General features: G+C 63.7%; 19 protein-coding genes. 8 read left to right on the top strand and 11 right to left on the bottom strand.

Annotated elements, in window-relative coordinates; genetic code table 11:
* Positions 1 to 69: 69 nt before the first annotated feature.
* From KPG71_RS00485 to KPG71_RS00460, 6 genes are all read right to left on the bottom strand, one after another.
* Positions 70 to 1524 (bottom strand): DEAD/DEAH box helicase, encoded by a 1455-nt coding sequence (locus KPG71_RS00485; RefSeq protein WP_216335952.1) that lies wholly within the window; start codon positions 1522 to 1524, stop codon positions 70 to 72.
* 196 nt (positions 1525 to 1720) lie between these two features.
* On the bottom strand, positions 1721 to 2680 hold the full coding sequence (locus KPG71_RS00480; protein WP_216335950.1) for a glycosyltransferase family 2 protein: 960 nt from the start codon (positions 2678 to 2680) through the stop codon (positions 1721 to 1723).
* A gap of 107 nt (positions 2681 to 2787) precedes the next feature.
* A complete protein-coding gene (locus KPG71_RS00475; RefSeq protein ID WP_216335948.1) occupies positions 2788 to 3327 on the bottom strand; it encodes a polymer-forming cytoskeletal protein in 540 nt (179 codons plus the stop codon).
* On the bottom strand, positions 3317 to 4633 hold the full coding sequence (locus tag KPG71_RS00470) for a M23 family metallopeptidase (RefSeq protein WP_216335947.1): 1317 nt from the start codon (positions 4631 to 4633) through the stop codon (positions 3317 to 3319). Before KPG71_RS00470 ends, KPG71_RS00475 begins: the two co-directional genes overlap by 11 nt.
* Positions 4634 to 4827: 194 nt before the next feature.
* Positions 4828 to 5631, bottom strand: a complete 804-nt coding sequence (locus tag KPG71_RS00465; RefSeq protein WP_216336681.1) for a ferritin-like domain-containing protein — start codon at positions 5629 to 5631, stop codon at positions 4828 to 4830.
* 20 nt (positions 5632 to 5651) lie between these two features.
* Complete coding sequence (locus KPG71_RS00460) at positions 5652 to 6113, bottom strand: peroxiredoxin (protein WP_216335945.1); 462 nt, start codon at positions 6111 to 6113, stop codon at positions 5652 to 5654.
* Between the two features lie 107 nt (positions 6114 to 6220).
* On the opposite strand from KPG71_RS00460, the gene KPG71_RS00455 reads away from it, so the two are divergent.
* The 8 genes from KPG71_RS00455 (at position 6221) to KPG71_RS00420 (ending at position 18370) form a co-directional block, all read left to right on the top strand.
* The gene (locus KPG71_RS00455) at positions 6221 to 9556 is read left to right on the top strand and encodes an AsmA-like C-terminal region-containing protein (RefSeq protein WP_216335943.1); all 3336 of its coding nucleotides are present in this window, start codon (positions 6221 to 6223) and stop codon (positions 9554 to 9556) included.
* Positions 9553 to 10605 (top strand): tRNA preQ1(34) S-adenosylmethionine ribosyltransferase-isomerase QueA, encoded by a 1053-nt coding sequence (gene queA, locus KPG71_RS00450; protein ID WP_216335941.1) that lies wholly within the window; start codon positions 9553 to 9555, stop codon positions 10603 to 10605. The genes KPG71_RS00455 and queA overlap by 4 nt, the downstream gene beginning before the upstream one ends.
* Positions 10606 to 10682: 77 nt before the next feature.
* Positions 10683 to 11951: an MFS transporter gene (locus tag KPG71_RS00445; protein WP_216335939.1), complete on the top strand. Its 1269-nt coding sequence runs from the start codon at positions 10683 to 10685 to the stop codon at positions 11949 to 11951.
* A 117-nt stretch (positions 11952 to 12068) separates the two neighbouring features.
* Positions 12069 to 12653: a DUF924 family protein gene (locus KPG71_RS00440; protein ID WP_216335937.1), complete on the top strand. Its 585-nt coding sequence runs from the start codon at positions 12069 to 12071 to the stop codon at positions 12651 to 12653.
* Between the two features lie 223 nt (positions 12654 to 12876).
* On the top strand, positions 12877 to 14271 hold the full coding sequence (lpdA, locus tag KPG71_RS00435; RefSeq protein ID WP_216335935.1) for a dihydrolipoyl dehydrogenase: 1395 nt from the start codon (positions 12877 to 12879) through the stop codon (positions 14269 to 14271).
* A 150-nt stretch (positions 14272 to 14421) separates the two neighbouring features.
* Positions 14422 to 14955, top strand: a complete 534-nt coding sequence (locus KPG71_RS00430; protein ID WP_216335933.1) for a class I SAM-dependent methyltransferase — start codon at positions 14422 to 14424, stop codon at positions 14953 to 14955.
* Positions 14956 to 15053: 98 nt separating this feature from the next.
* The gene (gene uvrA / locus KPG71_RS00425) at positions 15054 to 17936 is read left to right on the top strand and encodes an excinuclease ABC subunit UvrA (RefSeq protein ID WP_216335931.1); all 2883 of its coding nucleotides are present in this window, start codon (positions 15054 to 15056) and stop codon (positions 17934 to 17936) included.
* A gap of 62 nt (positions 17937 to 17998) precedes the next feature.
* Positions 17999 to 18370, top strand: coding sequence for a hypothetical protein (locus KPG71_RS00420; RefSeq protein ID WP_216335929.1), 372 nt, complete (start codon positions 17999 to 18001; stop codon positions 18368 to 18370).
* Position 18371: 1 nt separating this feature from the next.
* On the opposite strand, the gene KPG71_RS00415 is transcribed toward KPG71_RS00420, so the two are convergent.
* The 5 genes from KPG71_RS00415 to KPG71_RS00395 all read right to left on the bottom strand — a co-directional run bounded on the left by KPG71_RS00415 (position 18372) and on the right by KPG71_RS00395 (position 22205).
* The gene (locus KPG71_RS00415; protein WP_253195991.1) at positions 18372 to 18695 is read right to left on the bottom strand and encodes an excinuclease ABC subunit A; all 324 of its coding nucleotides are present in this window, start codon (positions 18693 to 18695) and stop codon (positions 18372 to 18374) included.
* Between the two features lie 166 nt (positions 18696 to 18861).
* Positions 18862 to 19068: a DUF2892 domain-containing protein gene (locus KPG71_RS00410; protein WP_216335927.1), complete on the bottom strand. Its 207-nt coding sequence runs from the start codon at positions 19066 to 19068 to the stop codon at positions 18862 to 18864.
* Between the two features lie 72 nt (positions 19069 to 19140).
* Positions 19141 to 20013 (bottom strand): 3-hydroxyisobutyrate dehydrogenase, encoded by an 873-nt coding sequence (gene mmsB / locus KPG71_RS00405; RefSeq protein ID WP_216335925.1) that lies wholly within the window; start codon positions 20011 to 20013, stop codon positions 19141 to 19143.
* Between the two features lie 3 nt (positions 20014 to 20016).
* On the bottom strand, positions 20017 to 21066 hold the full coding sequence (locus tag KPG71_RS00400) for an enoyl-CoA hydratase/isomerase family protein (RefSeq protein ID WP_216335923.1): 1050 nt from the start codon (positions 21064 to 21066) through the stop codon (positions 20017 to 20019).
* Positions 21063 to 22205, bottom strand: a complete 1143-nt coding sequence (locus tag KPG71_RS00395) for an acyl-CoA dehydrogenase family protein (RefSeq protein ID WP_216335921.1) — start codon at positions 22203 to 22205, stop codon at positions 21063 to 21065. Before KPG71_RS00395 ends, KPG71_RS00400 begins: the two co-directional genes overlap by 4 nt.
* Positions 22206 to 22370 lie beyond the last annotated feature (165 nt).

Raw genomic sequence — 22370 nt, 5'->3', positions numbered from 1 at the left:
AAACCAGCCGTTATTGCGGCTGGTTTTTTAAAATCGCGATGCGCTTGGGCTGAGCTGCGATGCGCAGGCTCAGCCGGTGCGGCGTTCGTCGAAGCTGAGGGCGATGAAGCTGGGCATGTGATCGCCCATCCCGACGACCGGCTTGCCGCCACCATCCGACCTGCCGCGACTGCCGCTGCTGCGGCGCGAGCGCGGTTTGGAGGACGAATTGTCGTCTGCGGGTTTGGTGTCGGGGGGCGGGGCGTCATTGTCTGTCGCTTCGACCGTCTGGGGCGCGGCCTCGTCGGTTTTGGGTTTCCGGCGGCTGCGCGTTTTGCGCGGCGGTTTGTCGTCGCCCCTGGCCTCGTCTGTGGTGTCGGGTTGGGGCGCGGCCCCTTTGACCGGATTGTCGAGGCGCGGCACCTCTTTCTGGATCAGGCGCTCGATGTCTTCGAGGTTCTTTTCGTCACGGGGCGCACAGATCATCATCGCCTTGCCGTCACGTCCGGCGCGGCCGGTGCGGCCGATACGGTGAACGTAATCCTCGGCATGGCCGGGAACATCGTAGTTGAACACATGGCTGACCGAGGGCACATCGAGCCCGCGCGCGGCCACGTCCGAGGCGACGAGGATCTTCAATTCGCCGTTGCGGAAGGAATCGAGCGTTCTGGTGCGCTGCGACTGGTCGAGGTCGCCGTGGATCGGGGCGGCGTCATAGCCGTATTTCTTGAGCGACTTGGCGCAGATATCGACATCGACCTTGCGGTTGCAGAAGACGATGGCGTTGGTGCATTTTTCGCCCTCGGCGTCGATCAGGGCGCGCAGCACCTTGCGCTTTTCACTGTCGGCGCGATCCCGGCGCGAGGGTTTGAACATGACAACGCCCTGTTCGATGGTCTCGCTCGCCGTGGCCTGACGGGCCACTTCGATACGTTCGGGCGCTTGCAGGAAGGTGTTGGTGATGCGTTCGATCTCGGGGGCCATGGTGGCCGAGAAGAAGAATGTCTGCCGGGTGAAGGGCGTGAGCGAGAAGATGCGTTCGATGTCGGGGATGAAGCCCATGTCGAGCATGCGGTCGGCTTCGTCCACCACCATGATCTGCACGCCGGTCAGCAACAGCTTGCCACGTTCGAAATGGTCCAGCAGGCGGCCCGGTGTGGCGATCAGCACATCGACGCCCTTGTCGATCAGCTTGTCCTGTTCCTTGAAGCTGACGCCGCCGATCAACAGCGCCTTGGTCAGTTTCAGGTGTTTGGAATAGGTATCGAAATTCTCGGCCACCTGTGCGGCCAGTTCCCGCGTGGGGCAGAGCACGAGGCTGCGCGGCATCCGGGCGCGGGCGCGGCCACGGGCCAGAAGCGACAACATGGGCAGGGTGAAGCTGGCGGTTTTGCCGGTGCCGGTCTGGGCGATGCCCAGAACGTCGCGCCCTTCGAGGGCCGGGGGAATCGCGCCGGCCTGAATGGGAGTCGGTTCTTCGTAACCGGCTTCTTCAATGGCTTTGAGGACCTTGGGGTTCAGGTTCAGATCGGAAAATTTTGTCATGTGTGTCCGTGGTTTGCGGACACTTTCCTGGCCCGCACGTCTGTTCAGGGTCGGGCCCGTGTGGCCCTGTGGTTTGTCACATCTGTGACCCTTGGCCTTGCGTTTACCGGAAAGCAGGGGGGTGGGTCAATGCGACCTCGGATCAAGGATACGATCCTGCGCAGGATGTAGGTATTGTTGCGAAAAAGGCAACAGTTTACCCGTATTTCGGGAAATGATGCGCGCGTTTGGCATCGAGATCGAGCGCGATGTCGTGCAGATGGCCGAACCGGGCCAGCCGGTCGCGCAGGTCCGGCGTGGCGGTGCAGACCTCGGTGAAGAAGGATTCGAGCGCCGCTTCGCCGTTATCGGATTCGAGCAGGGTGAAAAGGGCGTTCATGCTGAGCCCGTCGCCAGTGGGAGACGGCGGCGGTTTCAGCCCGTCGCGATACGAGCCCTGTTCCAGCCGGAACCGGTAGGCCGTGCGCCAGCGGTCCCAGTTGGGCGCGTGCAGATGACACAGGAGCGTATCGGTCAGGGTGGCTGGGTCCGAATCCCTGGCGCCGTCGAAAAACGCGTTGTGGATGCGCAGGGCGGCGTCGGGCTGATCGGTGCGGATGAACACCTTGCCCGCCACATGGCTGAGAAACCCGCCATGCAGGTGCGGGCCGTAGGTGGGGTAGATCTGTGCCGTCTGGTCGCGGCGCTCGCCCTGATAGCGGGAGCAGCCTTTGAACCATGTATGCCCTGGCGCGGGGGGATCGGCGGGATCGGGGGCCAGGGCCTCGATCGGGCGGATGCGGGCGCTGCGGGTGCCGGGAGGCAGGGCGGCGAGTTGATCGGGCAGGGGCGTGGCGGGCCAGAGGAACTCGTCCACGTCGATATGGGCCAGCCAATCGACCTGCGGGCGCTTGTTGAGGCAATGGGTGGCGTTCATGGATTGCCGGGGCTGGTGCGCTTCGGGGCGTTTGCCCCGGCGTTTCCAATAGCCGTGGTCGCACAGGGTGACGCGGCATTTGGGATGCGCCTTGAGCGCGGCGAAGGCCTCGGGGTTGTCGGCATCCAGATAGATATGCAGGCGGTGCGCGCCCAGATCGAGATGGTGCGCGGCGAAGTTCAGGATATCGGCGGTCTCGGCCTTGATCGTGGCGACAAGGCCCCAGGTGGGCTGGTTCATGGGCGGCAGAATGCGGGCTGCGGCGGGGCGGCGCAAGGGGCAAGCGGACATGAAAAAGGCGCCGCTGCCGGGGCAGGGCGCCTTTGATGCGCGTATCGCGGCGGGCGTCAGCCTTTGGCGGCTTCGCCTGCGGGTTTCGGTTGCGCCTGCGCCTGAGCATGGGCGGGCTTCTGGCCGGACTTGTTGGCGTTGAGCGGATCGTCCTGACGCTGAACCGAGCCTTCGAAATGGGCGCCGGATTCGATGGCGATGGTCTTGTGGATGATGTCGCCTTCGACGCGGGCGGTCGAGGTCAGGCGGACCTTGAGGCCACGCACACGACCGACGATGCGGCCGTTGATCACCACGTCATCGGCGATCACTTCGCCTTTGACTGTGGCGGTTTCGCCGACCGTCAGCAGGTGCGCGCGGATATCGCCCTCGACGGTGCCTTCGACCTGGATGTCGCCGGTGGTCTTGAGATTGCCGGTCACATGCAGGTCCGAGGAGAGGACCGATGCGGGGGGCTTGGCCTTGGGGGCCGAGGCCTTGAATTCGGTGCCGGCGCTTTCGGGGCGTGCGGCCTGCGAGGCTTCGGCGCCGGGCGCTTTGCGGGCGCTGTCGTCAGCCTTGGGGCCGGGGTCGTTGATTTTGCTCTTAGAAAACATCTTTAGCAGCCTTGATATAGATCATGGGGTTGACGGCCTTGCCGCCGACACGGACCTCGTAGTGTAGATGCGTGCCCGTGGAACGTCCAGTATTGCCCATAGCAGAAATCTTCTGCCCGCGGGAAACTCTTTGCCCTTTTTTCACGAAGATCTGTGAATTGTGAGCATAGCGCGTTTCAATACCGAATTCATGCTGGATTTTCACCAGCCGGCCATAGCCCGAAAGCCAGCCCGCATGCGTCACGACGCCATCGGCGGTGGCATAGATCGGGGTGCCGTGCGGGGCGGCGAAATCGGTGCCGTTGTGCATCCGGCCCCACCGCATGCCGTATCCCGAGGTGTAGCGGAACGAATCCTTGAGCGGGACCGAGAAGGGCGCCTTTTGCGCGGCGATGCGATAGAGGTTCAGCCGGTCCATCTGGTTGAGGATGCGGTTGGCGCGCATGGCGTCGGGCGAGGGGTCTTCGCCGCGTGTCGAGAAACTGAGCGGCATGAGCGGCCCGCCCTGGCCCGAATAGCCCCGGCGCACGGTGTCGAGCAGGCTGTCGGTGTTGAGGCCCGCGGCGCGGAACATCTTGTCCAGCGGTTCGACCGAGATGGTCATCGCCTCTTCGAGCTGGCGGAAGATCTGCTCGTTGCGGTCTTCGAGGAACTTGATCTGCGCGGCCATTTCATCGGCTTGCAGCAGGGCGGTCTGCGCGTTTTCGGTGATCATGTCGCGCTCGGTGGCGGTATCGGCCAGCGCGGCGGCGAGGAAATCGAGCGTGCCGTCGGCGGCGGTTTCGCCCTGATCGCCGGGGGTTGCGCCCTGATCTTCGAGTGCGAGGGCCAGTTGCTCGGCCTCGTCCCGCGCGGTTTCGCGTTCCTTCATCGTCCGGCGCAGGGTTTTCTGGATCACGTCGATCCCGGTTTCCAGTTCGCGGCGGCGGGTTTCGGAGGCCAGAAGCTCGGACTGCATGACCGAAATCTGTTCCAGCGCCGAGTTGAAGCGATCCTGTGCGGCCAGCGCCTCGGAGGCGCGCATGTCGCGTTCGGAGGCCAGCGCGTTCAGGCGGTTTTCATAGGTGCGCTGATCGCGCTTGGCCTGTTCGCGGAAATTGCCAGAGCCGATACTGTCCATCATCAGGACGGCGGTGGCGATGATCGCCCAGGCGACAATGGCGGATGCACCGAGGGACGCCAGAAGTTGCGGAAGGGGCCGGAGCCGGATGAAGCGGGTGTCTGTATCGGATTTCAGGAAAACCCGGCGTTCGGGGAAATATTTCTCAAGCAGGGTGTGCACCCTGATCGCCATTCGTGTCCGCAAGTTCCCAGTCCCTATTCAACCCTTCTCACGCGCGGCGCTGTTCTGTGTGATTGGTCATCTTCTGTGACCACGCGCCTTCGCAGGATGGATTACCGAGTGCTTCTCGTTTGAGCAAGGTTTTTGCCCCGCCGATTCGCGGATTTGGGCCAAATGTTGCTGTCCCGGCAAAAAACCGCCGATCCGCAAGGGGTTGACTAGCTTTTTGCCGGGGTCCGATCGGCCAGCGGCCAGTAGAAATCCGGCGGCAATCCGGCCTCGGCGCGCTTTTCCTCGTTGAAGGGCGGTTTCAGCGGGCCGTGGAAATAGCGCCGGACCAGATCGTGAAACACCTCTTTGGGGTCGAGATCGTGGCGCCCGCACAGGAAGTGGAACCATTTGGAGCCATAAGCGACATGGTGAACCTCTTCGGCGTAGATGACCTGCATCGCCTCGACCGCGCGGGTGTCGCCGGCCTTGTCGAAAATCTCGATCATGCCGGGGGTCACGTCGAGCCCTCGGGCCTCGAGCACCATCGGCACCACGGCTAGGCGGCCCATCAGGTCCTGGGCGGTGTCCTCGGCGGCACGCCACATGCCGGCATGGGCCGGCAGGGCGCCGTAATGGCTGCCGTTCGCTTCAAGACAGTCGCATATCAGGTTGAAATGCTTGGATTCCTCATCGGCGGATTTTACCCAGTCGTCATGGAATCCGATGGGCATGGGCACATGGCCGAAGCGCGCGATGATGTCCCAGTGCAGATCGACGGCGTTGAGTTCGATATGCGCGACGGCGTGCAGGATCGCCAACCGTCCTTGCGGGCTGCCGGGGCGGCGGCGCGGCACGTCGCGCGGATCGAGCAATTCGGGGCGCTCGGGCCGGGCGGGGCGCAAGGGCGGGGTGGCCGTGCCGACGGGGATATCTTGGCCCGCCTCGCGCGCCGCGAACCACGCGGCGGCATGACGGCGCGACAGCGCGGTTTTCTCACGCCCGTCGGCGGTGGTCAGAACCTCGACCGCCATTTGCGTCAGCGTTTGACCTGTCACAGCGATTTCACCGCCTCGAGGACCTCTTCGGCGTGGCCGGGCACCTTGACCTTGCGCCAGACGCCGGCGATCTGGCCGGACCCGTCGATCAGGAAGGTCGAGCGTTCAATCCCCCAGAATTTCTTGCCATACATGCTTTTTTCCTTCCAGACGCCGTATTGTTCGCAAATGTCGGCCTCGGCGTCCGACAATAGCGGAACCCCCAGATCGTGCTTGTCGCGGAACTTGTCGTGCTTGGCGACGGTGTCTTTGGAAATCCCCAGGATGCAGGCCCCGGCGGCCTCGAATTCCCCTTGCAGGGCGGTAAAGGCGATGGCCTCTTTGGTGCAGCCGGACGTGTCGTCGCGGGGATAAAAGAACAGGACCACGGGCGCGGGGCGCAGCGCGGACAGGGTGATCTGGTTGCCGCCATCGCGAGGCAGCGTGAAATCGGGGGCGGTCTGGCCGGTGTCGGGCATGGGCTCTCCTTGTTATGCGTTGCCGTCGCCGTCATATTAGAGCAGGACGCGCCGGAGAAAAGGCAACAAGCAGGCAGCAGGCGACACGGCCTGAATTTCTGAAACAGATGAACGACCCCTTGAACAGAACCGAGCGCAAGAGCCGGGCCCGGCGGGCCGGTCCGTGGCTGCTTGGCGTGCTGCTGGTGGTGATGCTGGCGACCGGGCTGGCGTTGAATTTCGCCGTGGGCCGCGAGATCGCCGCGCCGGACTGGTTGCGCAGCAGGATCACGGACAAGATCAACCGGGATATGGACGGGATGTCGTTGCACTTTGCCGACATGGCCATTCTGGTGGACAGCGATTGGGTGCCGCGCCTGAGCCTGCGCGGGGTCGATCTGCGCGATGCGAGCGGTGTGACACTGGCCAGCCTGTCGAATGCGCGCAGCCGGGTGGCGCTCGGGCCGTTGTTGCAGGGCAAGCTGCAACCCGCCGAAATCGCCCTGTCGGGGGCGCGGCTGACGCTGCGCCGATCCGCGGACGGGGCGGTGGGGCTGACCGTGGGCGAGGCCGTCCCGACTGTCGAGGGCGCGCCGAACATGGCCGCGCTGGTCGGGCATGTGGACGATCTGTTGCAGCGCCCGCATTTTGCCGAATTGAGGGTGATCGACGCCGACAATCTGAGCCTGCGCTACGAAGATGCCCGCGCCGGGCGGGCCTGGAGCGTAGATGGCGGACGTGTGACGGTGACGCGCGACGGCGAGAACCTGACCCTGCGCGGAGATTTCGCCCTGTTGGGGGCGCGGGCTTATGCGACGACGCTGGAGATGAATTACCAGGGCCGGATCGGGCAGGTTGCGGGAGAACTGGGCGTCAGTTTCGAGGACATGCCGGCGCGCGACATTGCCGGGCAGAACCCGGCGCTGAGCTGGCTGGGGGCGCTGGATGCGCCGATTTCGGGGTCGATGCGGGCTTCGGTGAACGACAGCGGCGCGCTGTCGCGGCTGTCGGCCACGCTGGATATCGGGGCGGGCGCGGTTCAGCCCCATGCCGGGGCCAAGCCCGTGGCCTTCAGCGAGGCGCGGACCTATTTCACCTACGATCCCGCGCAGCAGGTTCTGCGCTTTGACGAGGTGACGGTGGACAGCCAGTGGGTCAAGGCGCGGATCGACGGGCAGGCCTATCTGGTGGGGATGGAGGAGGGCTGGCCAAGCGAATTGCTGGGCCAGTTCAGGGTGTCGGACCTGACCGCCAGCCCGGACGCGTATTATGCGCAGCCCGTTACGCTGGACGCGGCGATGATGGATCTGCGGCTGCGGATGAACCCGTTTCAGTTGAGTATCGGGCAGCTTGCGCTGAGCGATGGCGAGGAGCGGCTGTTGTTCGAGGGCGAGTTGTCGGCCGGGCCCGAGGGCTGGCGCGTGGCGCTGGACGGGCGGCGCGATCGTCTGGGGCTGGAGCGGTTGCTGGAGTTGTGGCCTCTGCGTGACGTGGCCCCCAAGGCGCGCGACTGGGTTGTGGAGAACGTGCGCCGTGCGACGGTGAGCAATGCGCAATTCGCCTTGCGGATCGAGCCGGGACAGCGCCCGGACCTGTTTCTGGGATTTGATTACGAGGGGCTGGAAACCCGGTTCATCAAGGAGGTGCCGCATATCGTCGGGGCGTCGGGGCATGCGTCATTGTTTGCGGATCGTTTCGTGATCACCGCCGATCAGGGGCATATCGGTGCCGCGCAGGGCGGGCGGATCGACATTGCGGGCACCAGTTTCATCATCCCCGACGTGCATATCAAGCGCGGCCCGGCGCGGGCGCGGATCAGGACGGACAGCACGATCACCGCCGCGCTGTCCTTGCTGGACGAAGAGCCGTTCCGCTTCATGAGCAAGGCGGGCATGCCGGTCACGCTGGCCGACGGGCGGGCACAGGTGGCGGGGCGGCTGGATTTCCTGCTCAAGCCCGATTTGCAGCCCGACGAGGTGGCCTTTGACGTGGCCGGGACGCTGCGCGATGTGCGCAGCGAAACGCTGGTCGAGGGGCGGGTGCTGGCCGCGCCGGAGTTGACGCTGAGGGCCGCCAATGACGGGCTGAGCATCGAAGGCGAGGGCCGGATCGGCCGGGTGCCGGTGACGGCGCACTGGAGCAGCGCGTTTGGCCCCGAAGCCGGTGGCGAAAGCCACCTGACCGGGGACATCGAATTGTCGGAACGCTTTGCCGACGAGTTCGGCATCGGCCTGCCGCCCGGCAGCCTGAGCGGAGCGGGGTGGGCGGATATCGACATCACATTGCAGCGGGGAGCGCCCGGCGCGTTCGAGTTGCGCTCGGACCTTGCGGGCGTGGGGCTGGCGCTGCCGGCGCTTGGCTGGAGTTTCGCGCAGGGTGCGCGCGGCAGTCTTGAGGTAACGGGGCAGTTGGGCCAGCCGCCCCGGATCGACCTGATCGCACTGGATGCGGGCGGGTTGCAGGCGCAGGGCGACGTGGTGCTGAATGCCGATGGCACGCTGGAGCGCGCCCGATTCAACCGCGTGCGGCTGCAAGAATGGTTCAGCGCGCCGGTCGAACTGGTGGGCCGGGGCGCGGCGCGCGTGCCGCAGGTTCTGGTCAGCGGCGGCACGCTGGATCTGCGCAAGAGCAGTTTCGGGCCGCGGGCGGGTGGCGGTGGCTCTGGTTCGGCGCCGAGCGAGGCCCAGAGGGCGGGGCCGGTCTCGCTGGTGCTGGATCGGTTGCAGATTTCAGACGGGATCGCCCTGACGGATTTCCGCGCGGATTTCGACATGAGCAAGGGCACCAGCGGCAGCTTTACCGGCCGGGTCAATGGCGGTCCGGCGGTGCAGGGCGCGATTTCGCCCAAGGCGGGGGACAGCGCCATTCGCATCCTGTCCGAAGATGCCGGGGGCGTCATGGCGGCGGCGGGGCTGCTGAAACAGGCGCGTGACGGGGGGATGAACCTTGCGCTGGTCCCGACCGGGGAAACCGGGGTTTATGACGGGCAGTTGACGATCCGCAACGTGCGGCTGAAGGATGCCCCGGCGATGGCCGAACTGCTGAACACGATCAGCGTGATCGGCCTGTTGGAGCAGTTGTCGGGCGAAGGCATCCATTTCAGCGAGGTGATCGCGCGTTTCAAGTTGACACCGGATCACCTGACGCTTTTGTCGGGCAGCGCGGTGGGCGCGTCGATGGGGATTTCGATGGACGGATATTACGACCTGAACAGCGGACGCATGGACATGCAGGGCGTCGTGTCGCCGTTTTTCATGCTGAACGGGATGGGCGGGCTGTTTACCCGGCGGGGCGAGGGGTTGGTGGGCATGAACTATGCCCTGCGCGGAACCGCCGCAAACCCCGATGTCGAGGTGAACCCGCTGTCGGTGCTGACGCCGGGCGTGTTCCGGCAGTTGTTCCGCCGCCCGCCGCCGGGCGAGGACGGCCCCGGAACCCCCGCGTTGCAGGAGAACGACCGGTGAAGTTGAGCGATTTCGATTTCGACCTGCCCGAGGCGCTGATCGCGACACGGCCCGCGCGGCCCCGCACATCGGCGCGCCTGCTGGTGGCCCAGGGCGATGCGATCACCGATGCGGTGGTGCGCGATCTGGGGCAGTGGCTGCACCCCGGTGATCGGCTGATCCTGAACGATACCGCCGTCATTCCCGCGCGGCTGAGCGGGGCGCGCCGCCGTCTCGGCCCCGAGGGAGAGACCCGCGCGAAGATCGAGGTCACGCTGCTGGAGCCGGGGGGCGACGGCACCTGGAGCGCGATGGTCAAGCCGCTGAAAAAGCTGCGTGAGGGCGAAGTGGTGGAGTTTGCCGCCGGGCTGCAGGCGGAACTGCTGGCCAAAGAGGATGGGCAGGCGCGGCTGCGTTTCAACCTTGAGGGCGCGGCGTTCGACACGGCATTGGCAGAGGCGGGGGCGATGCCGCTGCCGCCCTATATCGCGGCGCGCCGTGCAGCGGACGAGCAGGACAAGACCGATTATCAGACCGTCTGGGCGCGCAATCCCGGCGCGGTGGCCGCGCCGACGGCCTCGTTGCATTTCGACGATGCGCTGCTGGCGGAACTGCGCGAGATGGGCGTGGCGTTCAGCCATGTGACGCTGCATGTGGGGGCGGGCACGTTTTTGCCGGTGAAGGTGGAGGATGTGACGACCCACAAGATGCATGCCGAATGGGGCGAGGTCAGCGAGAGCGCCGCCGCCGAGATCGCCGCGACGAAAGCCGCCGGCGGGCGGGTGATCCCGGTGGGCACCACGGCCTTGCGCCTGATCGAAAGCGCGGCGCGCGCCACCGGGCAGATCGCCCCGTGGCAGGGCGAGACGGATATTTTCATCTATCCGGGATTCGAGTTTCGCGTCACCGATGCGCTGATGACCAATTTCCACCTGCCCAGATCGACGCTTATGATGCTGGTCTCGGCCCTGATGGGCCCCGAGCGGATCAGGGCGATCTACGATCATGCGGTGCGCGGGGATTACCGCTTCTTTTCCTATGGGGATGCTTCGTTGTTGATCCCCGGCTGATTTGCTGGCACGGCGGGCGCGAGCGAACAGGGAGTTCCCGGATATGGTGGGAGCGATCTTGTGGAAGGGGAAACGCGATGATTCAGGTTCTGTCGGGTGCATGGGCGCTGTTGCTGGGCATGATGCTGTTGCAGGTGGGCAATGGCATGCAGGGGACGCTGTTGGGGATTCGCGGCGCGATGGAAGGGTTTTCGACCTTTCACATGTCGCTGGTCATGGCGGGCTATTTCGTCGGTTTCCTGTTCGGGTCGCGCATGGCGCCCGAGATGATCCGCCGGGTGGGGCATGTGCGGGTGTTCGCGGCGCTGGCCTCGATGATCTCGGCGGTGATGATCCTGTATCCGGCGCTGACCCATCCCATCGCATGGGGGGCAGGGCGCATCGTGATCGGCTTCTGCTTTTCCGGCGTGTACGTGACCGCCGAAAGCTGGCTGAACAATTCCTCGACCAACGAGACGCGCGGGCAGGCTCTGTCGCTTTACATGATCATGCAGATGGTCGGGATCGTCAGCGCGCAGGCGATGATGCTGGTGGGCGATCCGGGGGGCTTTATCCTGTTCATCATCTCGTCGGTTCTGGTGTCCTTGTCGTTTGCGCCGATTTTGCTGTCGGTCAGCCCGACCCCGGCGTTTGGAACGGCCAAGCCCATGACATTGCGGCAAATTCTGGAAACCTCGCCCCTGGGCTGCGTGGGCATGTTCCTGTTGGGGGGCGTGTTTTCGGCGCAGTTCGGCATGGCCGCGGTGTTCGGCGCCGAGGCAGGGCTGAGCGTGGTGCAGATTTCGACCTTCGTTTCGGCGTTCTTTGTCGGCTCGATGCTGTTGCAGTATCCCATCGGCTGGTTGTCGGACCGCATGGACCGGCGCGTCCTGATCTTTTCCGCGGCGCTGATCTGTGGCCTGGGCGGGGTGCTCGGGTTTCTGCTGGGGGGCTTTTACCCGATGCTTCTGGTGTCGGCCTTCGCCATCGGGGGGATGTCGAATCCGCTCTATTCGCTGCTGATCGCCTATACCAACGATTTTCTGGAGCATGACGACATGGCCGCCGCCGCCGGTGGCATGGTGTTCATCAACGGGCTTGGCGCCGTGGCCGGGCCGCTGATCACCGGCTGGATCATGGAGGTTGTGGGGCCGCAGGGTTTTTTCCTATTCATCGCGGTGCTGATGCTGACGATGGCGGGCTATGCCGCCTATCGGATGACGCAGCGCGCCGCGCCTTCGGTGGCCGAGACCGAAAGCTACGCGCCGGTTGTCGCCTCGGCCACGCCGGTGGCGGTGGAATTTGCGCAGGAATATGCCATCGAAACCGCCCAGGAGGACGAGGAGAGCACGGAAGCGGGCAGTTGATTGCGCTAACGTCACGGTATTGTCGTGACTGTAGTAATAAGTGACTGTCCCTGAACGCGAATCTTCAGTTAACATTTTTGTAACAGTGCAGTGCGCCCATGGCGGGGAGGAAAGCCGATGATCGCGCCCGAAGACGTATTGAGTTTCTGGTTGGATGACGTTGGCCCCAAGGGCTGGTACGAGGTGTCCGAAGAACTGGACGCCAGAATTCGTGACCGGTTCGAGGAGGCATGGCGCAAGGCTTGCGAGGGCGCGTACTCGCTGTGGCTGACCTATCCCAGCGGGACGCTGGCCTATATCATCCTGATGGACCAGTTTCCGCGCAACATGTTCCGGGGGCAGGGGAGCGCCTTTGCCAGCGACCGGGCCTCACTGGCCGCTGCCAAATCGGCGATTGAACGCAAGTGGGATTTACGCATCGACGAACCCGCGCGCCAGTTCTTTTACCTGCCGCTGATGCATTCGGAGAACCTGTGCGACCAGGAGCATTGCGTGCGCCTGATCTGCCAGCGGATGCCCGAGACCGGGGAGAGCAACCTGTTGCATGCCCGTGCGCATCGCGAGGTGATCCGCAAGTTCGGCCGCTTCCCCTATCGCAACGAGGCGCTGGAGCGCGCATCGACCTCGCCGGAGCGGGCCTATGTCGCCGATGGGGGCTATGCCGCCACGCTGCGCGAATTGCAGGCCAAGGCCGCAGCCTGAGCCTCCCGCCATTTTATCTGGAAAGAGGGTGTGAATCCCCTGAAAATGCCGCCTTTGCGCCCGACGGCAGGCGGTGTTTTGCTGTGACATGCAAAAAAATCTTGCCCTGCGCCAACGGTTTGCCATCCTGCAAGCCGGGATCGGACGTGGCCGGGTGCGGCCTGCGTTGTGATCGTTGCAGAGATAGTTTAATATCAAACTAAATTTGAAAACGGAGATGGTCATGGCCGCGAAAAGTTTTGATTTGATCGTGATCGGTGCGGGCCCCGGCGGCTATGTCGCCGCGATCCGGGGGGCGCAACTGGGCCTGAATGTGGCCGTCGTGGAACGCGAACATATGGGCGGTATCTGCCTGAACTGGGGCTGCATCCCGACCAAGGCGCTGCTGCGTAGCTCGGAGGTGTTTCACCTGATGCACCGCGCCGGGGAGTTCGGGCTGAAGGCCGACAAGATCGGATACGATCTGGACGCGGTGGTCAAACGCTCGCGCGGGGTGGCCAAGCAGTTGAACTCGGGCGTCGGGCACCTGCTGAAGAAGAACAAGGTCACGACCATCATGGGCGAGGCGAGCCTGCCCGCCAAAGGCAAGGTCAGCGTCAAGACCGACAAGGGGGCCGAGGAACTGGAGGCCAAGCATATCGTGCTGGCCACCGGAGCGCGCGCCCGTGAATTGCCGGGGCTGGAGGCAGATGGCGAACAGGTCTGGACCTACAAGCACGCGCTGATGCCGCCGCATATGCCCAAGAAACTGCTGGTCATCGGATCGGGCGCCATCGGCATCGAATTCGCAAGTTTTTACAACACGCTCGGCGCCGAGACGACCGTTGTCGAGGTGATGGAGCGTATCCTGCCGGTGGAAGATGCCGAGATTTCCGGCATGGCGAAGAAATCCTTCCAGAAACAGGGCATGAAGATCATGGAAAAGGCCATGGTCAAGCAGTTGGACCGCGCCAAGGGCAAGGTGACCGCCCATATCGAGGCGGGCAGCAAGGTGGAAAAGCACGATTTCGACACGGTGATTTCCGCTGTCGGGATCGTCGGCAATACCGAGGGGCTGGGCCTGGAGGAGCTGGGCGTCAAGGTGGATCGCACCCATGTGGTGACCGACGAATACTGCCGCACCGGTGTCGAGGGGCTCTATGCCATCGGCGATCTGGCCGGCGCGCCGTGGCTGGCGCACAAGGCGAGCCACGAAGGCGTGATGGTGGCCGAGATGATCGCCGGGCAGAAGGTGCATCCGGTCAAACCCGACAGCATCGCGGGCTGCACCTATTGCCAGCCGCAGGTGGCCAGCGTCGGCCTGACCGAGGCGCAGGCGAAAGAGGCCGGATACAAGATCAGGGTGGGGCGCTTCCCGTTCATCGGCAACGGCAAGGCGATTGCGCTTGGCGAGCCAGAAGGCATGATCAAGACGGTGTTCGACGAGAAGACCGGCGAGTTGCTGGGCGCGCATATGATCGGCGCGGAAGTGACCGAGCTGATCCAGGGATATGTGGTGGGCCGCCAGTTGGAGACCACCGAGGAAGACCTGATGCATGCGGTGTTCCCGCACCCGACGCTGAGCGAAATGATGCATGAATCAGTGCTGGACGCCTATGACCGGGTGATCCATATCTGAACCGGGTCTCGGGGGCGCTGCCCCCCGCCCGGAAAAATCGCGGATTTTCCCGGACTCCCCCGGGATATTTCGGGCAAGAAGAAAGGGAGGGGCACCGCCCCTTTCCGTGTCGGTCAGAGGTGAATTGTGCCGAGTGTGAACAGGGTCGTGATGCAGCGCACCACGCGTAACTGGCTGGAAGAGTTGCCGCTGGCCGATATGGACGCCGCCGAAGTGTCGGGCAAGTTCGGACGGCGGTTTACGTTCCGCAGCTATCAGCGGTTTCGCTATCCGAAATACGATGTTTGTGCGGGCCCTTATCGCGGGCGCGATGGCGAGGTTCTGAGTTTCGATCTGATCCTTGCCAATCAGGTGTGGGAGCATCTGGACCGGCCCTATGCCGCCACGCGCAATGTGTTGGAGATGCTGCGCCCCGGCGGGTATTTCTGGGTCGCGGTGCCGTTCTTCATTCCCTATCACGGCGATCCGGTGGATTGTTCGCGCTGGAGCGCGCGGGGCCTGAAGAACCTGTTGATCGAAGCGGGGTTTGACGAGGACAGGATCATGGCCCGGCAATGGGGCAACCGGGCCGCCGCGCTGCGCAATTTCGAAACGCCTTGGCCGCCCGCCTATGAGCGGGGGCGCGACGATCTGACGGACGAGCCGGATTTTCCGATCTGTTCCTGGGCCCTGGCGCGGAAATAGCGGGTCGGCCCGGCGAATGTTCGCGCAATGTTCGCAGAATTTTCTTGGAACCCGGCGCTTCGTCCACTATCTGTTAACCACCGTTGACGGGGGTCCTGATGGCTGAGCTGAAGCATATCGAGGTGCGCGGCGCGCGCGAGCATAATCTCAAGAACATTGACGTGGATATTCCGCGCAACGAGCTGGTGGTGATCACCGGGCTGAGCGGCTCGGGGAAGTCGTCGCTGGCTTTCGATACGATCTATGCCGAGGGGCAGCGGCGCTATGTCGAGAGCCTGTCGGCCTATGCGCGCCAGTTTCTGGACATGATGGAAAAGCCGGATGTGGACCATATCAGCGGGTTGAGTCCGGCGATTTCCATCGAGCAGAAAACCACCAGCAAGAACCCGCGTTCGACCGTCGGCACGGTGACCGAGATTTACGACTATATGCGGCTGCTCTTTGCCCGTGTCGGCACGCCCTATTCGCCCGCCACCGGCCTGCCCATCGAGGCGCAGCAGGTGCAGGACATGGCCGACCGGGTGATGGCCATGGATGAGGGCACGCGCGCCTATCTGCTGGCGCCCATCGTGCGCGACCGCAAGGGCGAATACCGCAAGGAGATGCTGGAGCTTCGCAAGCAGGGGTTCCAGCGGGTCAAGGTGGACGGGGCGTTTCACGATCTGGACGATCCGCCCAAGCTGGACAAGAAATACCGCCATGACATCGACGTGGTGGTGGATCGCCTCGTGGTGAAAGAGGGGATCGAGACACGGCTGGCGGACAGTTTCCGCACGGCGCTGGATCTGGCCGATGGGATTGCCGTTCTGGAAACCGCGCCGAAGGAGGGTGAGCCGGAGCGGATCACCTTTTCCGAGAATTTCGCCTGCCCGGTCAGCGGGTTCACCATCCCCGAGATCGAGCCGCGGCTGTTTTCCTTCAACGCGCCGTTCGGGGCCTGCCCGGATTGCGACGGGTTGGGGGCCGAGCTGTTTTTCGACGAACGGCTGGTGGTGCCGGATGCGACCCTGAAGATCAGTGACGGGGCGATTGCCCCGTGGCGCAAGGGCAAATCCCCTTATTTCCTGCAAACCATCGAGGCGCTGGCCAAACATTACGAGTTCGACCGGAACGCCCCGTGGAAGGACCTGCCGAAACATGTGCAGCAGGTGTTCCTGTACGGGTCGGGCGACGAGGAAATCCCGTTTCGCTATGACGAGGGCGGGCGCGTCTATCAGGTGACGCGCAGCTTCGAGGGGGTGATCCCCAACATGGAGCGGCGCTATCGCGAGACGGACAGCAACTGGATTCGCGAGGAGTTCGAACGCTATCAGAACAACCGGTCTTGCGGCAGTTGCGAGGGGTATCGCCTGCGGCAGGAGGCGTTGGCGGTCAAGATCGGTCCTGCCGGAGGCGGGCAGGACGAGCGTCTGCATATCGGGCAGGTGGTGCAGATGTCGATCCGCGAGGCATATGATTGGTGCGCGGGGGTGCCCGAGGTATTGACGGCGCAGAAGAACGAGATCGCCCGCGCGATCCTCAAGGAAATCCGCGAACGGTTGGGCTTTCTGAACAATGTTGGGCTGGAATACCTGACGCTGAGCCGCAACGCCGGGACGTTGTCGGGCGGGGAGAGCCAGCGTATCCGGCTGGCCAGCCAGATCGGCAGCGGGCTGACCGGGGTTCTCTATGTGCTGGACGAGCCAAGCATCGGGCTGCATCAGCGCGACAATGGCCGCCTGTTGCAGACGCTGCAAAACCTGCGGGATCAGGGCAATACGGTGATCGTGGTCGAACATGACGAGGAGGCGATCCGCACCGCCGATTATGTCTATGACATCGGCCCCGGTGCCGGTGTGCATGGCGGGCAGGTGGTAAGCCGCGGCACGCCCGAGGAGATCACGGCCGATGCGGCCTCGATCACCGGGCAGTACCTGTCGGGGGCGCGTGAGATCGCCATTCCGCTTGAGCGGCGCAAGGGCAATGGCAAAATGCTGAGTGTGGTCAAGGCGACGGGCAACAACCTGAAAAACGTGACGGCGAAATTTCCCTTGGGCAAATTCGTCTGTGTCACCGGCGTGTCGGGTGGGGGGAAATCCACGCTGACCATCGAAACCCTGTTCAAGACCGCCAGTATGCGCCTGAACGGGGCGCGCCAGACACCCGCGCCTTGCGAGACGATCAAGGGGCTGGAACATCTGGACAAGGTGATCGACATCGACCAGCGGCCCATCGGGCGCACGCCGCGCTCGAACCCGGCCACCTATACCGGGGCGTTCACCCCGATCCGCGACTGGTTTGCCGGGCTGCCCGAGGCACAGGCGCGGGGCTACAAGCCGGGGCGGTTCTCCTTCAACGTCAAGGGCGGGCGCTGTGAGGCCTGTCAGGGCGACGGGGTGATCAAGATCGAGATGCATTTCCTGCCCGATGTCTATGTCACCTGCGAAACCTGCAACGGCGCGCGCTACAACCGCGAGACGCTGGAAATCCGGTGGAAGGGCAAGAGCATCGCCGATGTGCTGGACATGACGGTGGAAGATGCGCAGGAGTTCTTCAAGGCGGTGCCCAGTATCCGCGACAAGATGGATGCGCTGGCGCGTGTCGGTCTGGGATATATCAAGGTGGGCCAGCAGGCGACCACGCTTTCGGGCGGCGAGGCGCAGCGCGTGAAACTGTCCAAGGAACTGGCGAAACGATCCACGGGGCGGACGCTCTATATTCTCGACGAGCCGACGACGGGGCTGCATTTCGAGGATGTGAAGAAGCTGCTGGAGGTGCTGCACGAGCTGGTCGACGCCGGGAACACGGTGGTGGTGATCGAGCACAATCTGGATGTGGTGAAAACCGCCGATCATATCATCGACATCGGCCCCGAGGGGGGCGATGGCGGTGGCGAGATCGTGGCCGAAGGCACGCCCGAAGAGGTGGCCGGGGTCGAGCGCAGCCATACCGGGCGTTATCTGAAAGAGATGCTGACCGCGCGCAGGGTGGCTGCCGAATAACCGCCCTGAAATGGCCGAAATGACCGGGTAAGCGTATCGGGATCGACCGTCAGGAGGGTCTCATGCGTTTACCTGTGGTGCTGGCCCTGGCTTTGGCCGCAACGCCTTTGCAGGCGGGGCAGCCGATCAGTGAAAGTCTGGTCGATTGTGCCATGCTGTTCATGATCACGAACCGGGCCGAGCCGGCGAGGGCGAACCACGGCAAGGGCTATGCGCTGGATCGGGCGAAGGACAAGTTGCTGATCGCCGCGCAGTCCCGCGCGCATCAGGAAGGGCGGGATGACGCGGAACGGTATGTCGCCGATCTGGCGGGTGCCAAGGCGGAAAAATGGGATGCGAAGGGCGCGCGCTATATCATGACACAGGACTACCGTGACTGGATCGGCTATTGCGCGTCACTGATCGACCACCTTGGTCTGGAACTGACGGATTGAATCAGTCCAGAACCCGTGCGACGGCGCCGATCAGGTCCAGCACCTCGCGCGTGTCGCGATCGACGCGATAGATGTAATCGCCCACGCGGTAATATGTCTGGTCGGGGTCCAGCCCGTAGCGGCCCGGATGGCGGACCACCACATACCCATCGTTGATGTAATCGCCGCGGCCATAGCGTTTCTTGGCGATGCCGGGTGGCAGGCAGCCATTGTGTTTCTTGGCGAGCCCCGGCGGGCAGCCGTTGCGCCCCGGCTGATCGGCCTGTGCGGTGGTCACGGTCAGGCCGGTTGCCATCATGGCCAGAAAAAGCGTTGTTTTGCGCATGGTTGCCTCCTGTTCTTGGGTTAAAGAATGGGCTGGTGGCGCAGGGTATTCAAGGGCAGGCGCAGGAGTTGGGCGGAGTTCTGCTGTTTTCCCTCTTGGGGGGTGAAACGATCAAGGCCGCCCGGATGGGGCGGCCTTGTGAGGTCGGTTCGTGAGTTGACGAGTCTCAGGACTCTTTCTTGCAGGTGTTGATCCCCAGAAGCGCATAGGGCGGGCAGGTGCCCATTGCGGCGGTGGCCAGAAGGACCGCGCCGACGATCCCGGCAACCCAAGCCCAGCCCCCCGACATCGAGGCCAGGGCGAGGAACAGCAAGACAACGCCCACGATCGCGCGAATTGTGCGATCTGTTTTGCCCATATTCTTTGTAAACATCGGTTTACTCCCGAAAAGGTTTATCTGCCGGACAGCTTAACGATAAATCGGGATTTGAGAATATGATTCAGATCAATTTCGCGTGCGCTTCTCGAAGCGGGGCAACATGGCGCTGAAGTCGCGACCAAGCCCGTCTTCGTCTTCGACGAACTGCGCATAGAGCTTCATCGCCGCTTCGCCGATGGGGGTATCCGCATCTGCCGAGCTTGCGGCCTCTTGTGCGAGACGCAGGTCCTTGAGCATCAGTTCGGCGGCGAAACCGGGCTTGTAATCGTTGTCGGAGGGGCTGCTTGGGCCGACACCGGGGGCGGGGCAATAGGTGTTCATCGACCAGGATTGCCCCGACGAGGTGCTGACCACGTCGAACATCGCCTGCCGGTCCAGACCCAGCTTGTCGGCCAGGGCGAAGGCCTCGCAGGTGACGATCATCGTGGCGCCGAGGATCATGTTGTTGCAGATCTTGGCGGCCTGGCCGTTGCCCGAAGGGCCACAGTGGACGGCCTTTTGTCCCATGATATCAAAGAGTTCCTTTGCGGTGTTGAACCCGTCTTCGTCGCCACCGACCATGAAGGTCAGCGTGCCGCCCTGTGCGCCGCCGACACCGCCCGAAACGGGGGCGTCCAGCGCCGAAAGACCAGCCGCCTGCGCCTGTTCGGCCACGGCGCGGGCGCTGTCGACATCGACGGTCGAGCAGTCCAGAAACACCGCGCCCTTGTCCATCGCCGGGATGATCTGATCGGCCACGCTGCGCAGGATCTTGCCGTTGGGCAGCATGGTGATCGCCACCTGCGCGCCTTTGACGGCCTCTTCGGCGCTGGCGGCGGGGGTGACGCCCTCGATGGTGACGCCGGCGGCGTCGAACCCGGTAACGTCATGGCCGGCCTTGGCCAGATTGGCGGCCATCGGCCCGCCCATGTTGCCCAGTCCGATAAATCCGATTTTCATGGCCTATCCTTCCTTGTCGAATGTCAGAGCGTCTTGTCCCAGAGGGGCCAGCATGTCGCTGACCGCCGTGTCGGGCAGGGTGGTCGGATCGTGCTGCCAGTTCGGCTGACGGTCCTTGTCGATGATCTGGGCGCGGATGCCTTCCAGAATGTCGCTGTGTTCCATTGCGCGGTGCGTGAAACGGTATTCGAGGTCCAGCGCGTGCCGGATATCGGCGGAGGGCGTTGCGCGCAGGCGGTGGATCATGTCGAGAGTGCAGGCCAGCGACAGGGGCGAATTGCGCGACAGTTTCTTCAGCGTGCTTTGCGCGATCTCTGTGTCGTCGGATTCGAGCGCCTCGAGGAGGTCTGGCAGGGTCTCGGCAGTGAACAGCGTGTCGACCTCGGCCTGCGTTGCCGCAAGCGGGCTGGCGGGCGCGGGCGAGGCGGCGCGTTCGATCAACGTGGCGTCGCCGGTTTCGATGAGTTCGGCCTTGAGGGCGTCCCACCCGGATGCCGGCAGGTAATGATCGGCAAACCCTGCATGGATTGCATCGCCGGGGCCCATGCGGGTGCCGGTCATGCCAAGGTATTCGCCCAACCGGCCCGGTGCATTTGCCAGCAAAAGCGACCCGCCCACATCCGGCACCAGACCGATACCGCATTCGGGCATGGCGATCTGGCTGCTGTCGCAGACAATGCGGTGACTGCCGTGGCAGGCAATGCCCACACCGCCACCCATGGTGAAGCCCTGCATGAAGGCGATGTAGGGCTTGGGATATTCGGCGATCTTCGCGTTCAGGCGGTATTCGTCGCGCCAGAACCTGCGGCCAAAGGCGAAATCGCCCGCGCGGCCCGTGTCATAGAGTTTCTGGATGTCGCCACCCGCGCAGAACGCCTTGTCACCTTCGGCATCGACAATGACCAGATTGACGCTGTCATCTGCCGCCCAGGCATCCAGAGCGTCCTCCATCGCGAGGCACATGTCATAGCTGAGCGCGTTCAGGGCCTTGGGGCGGGTCAGGGTGATCCGGCCCGCGCGCCGCTCTTTGCGGATATTGATTTCGTCGCTCATCTGTCGGCCAGCATTTGACGCGCCACGATCAGGCGCATGATTTCGTTGGTCCCTTCAAGGATCTCGTGCACGCGCAGGTCACGCACCAATTTCTCGATCCCGTAATCGGCAAGGTAGCCATAGCCGCCGTGAAGTTGAAGGCATTGATTGACGACATGGCTGCCGGTTTCGGTGACGAACTTCTTGGCCATGGCGCAGAACTTGGTGGCGTCGGGGGCGCCGGTGTCCAGTTTCCACGCGGCCTGCCGCAGGAAGGTGCGCGCGGCCTGAAGTTCGATCTCCAGATCGGCGAGGCGGAATTGCAGCGCCTGGAACTGGTCGATGGACTTGCCGAAGGCCTTGCGCTCGGACATGTATTGCAGGGTCAGGTTCAGCGCCTGTTGCGCCGCACCGAGCGAGCAGGCGGAGATGTTCAGCCGCCCGCCATCGAGACCGGCCATGGCATATGTGAACCCTTTGCTCTCTTCGCCCACGAGGTTGTCGGCAGAAATGTTGCAATTGTCGAACTGCACCTGCGCCGTGGGTTGGCTGCGCCAGCCCATTTTATCCTCGAGAGCGCCAAAGCTGAGGCCCTCGGTGCCGTCTTCGACATAGACGGTCGAGATGCCTTTGGGGCCATCTTCGCCAGTGCGGACCATGACCACGTAGGCATCGGAATATCCGCCGCCCGAGATGAACGCCTTGGTGCCGTTCAGGGTGTAGCCTTCGTTGGTGCGTTCGGCGCGGGTTTTCAGCGCGGCGGCGTCCGAGCCTGAACCGGGTTCGGTCAGGCAGTAGGACAGAACCGTGTCCATCGACAGGACGCCGGGCATGACGCGCGCCTTCATGTCGTCGCTGGCGAAGGTGTCGATCATCTTGGCGCACATGTTGTGGATCGACAGGAAGGCGGCAACCGAGGGGCAAGCCATTGACAGGGCTTCGAAAACAAGCGTCGCATCCAGACGTGTCAGGCCGGACCCGCCGCCCTCTTCGCTGACATAGAGCCCGCCGAACCCGAGTTCGGCGATTTGCGGCCACAGCTCTTTCGGGATGGTGCCGTCGCTTTCCCATTGTTTGGCATGGGGTGCGATGTTGTCCTGCCCGAAGGCATGAGCCATGTCGAATATGGCGGTTTGTTCCTCTGTCAGGGCAAAATCCATGACGCGGCCTCCTCCTCCCGAATTGAATTGAACGCGTGTTTAATTACCAATCCTTACAGGAGTATTGCAGGCAATCGCAAGACTTGGAGGCCTTTTTTAACAGGGAAAACCGGCCTCGGTGTCGTGTCGGTAACCTGTCGGTTTTGCGTCGGTCTTTTGCACCGG

Source organism: Roseovarius sp. PS-C2, from assembly GCF_018862045.1.
Classification (GTDB): Bacteria; Pseudomonadota; Alphaproteobacteria; order Rhodobacterales; family Rhodobacteraceae; genus Roseovarius.
The sequence above is the reverse complement of the archived record's forward strand: the minus strand, read 5'-3'. Positions and strand labels throughout refer to the sequence as shown.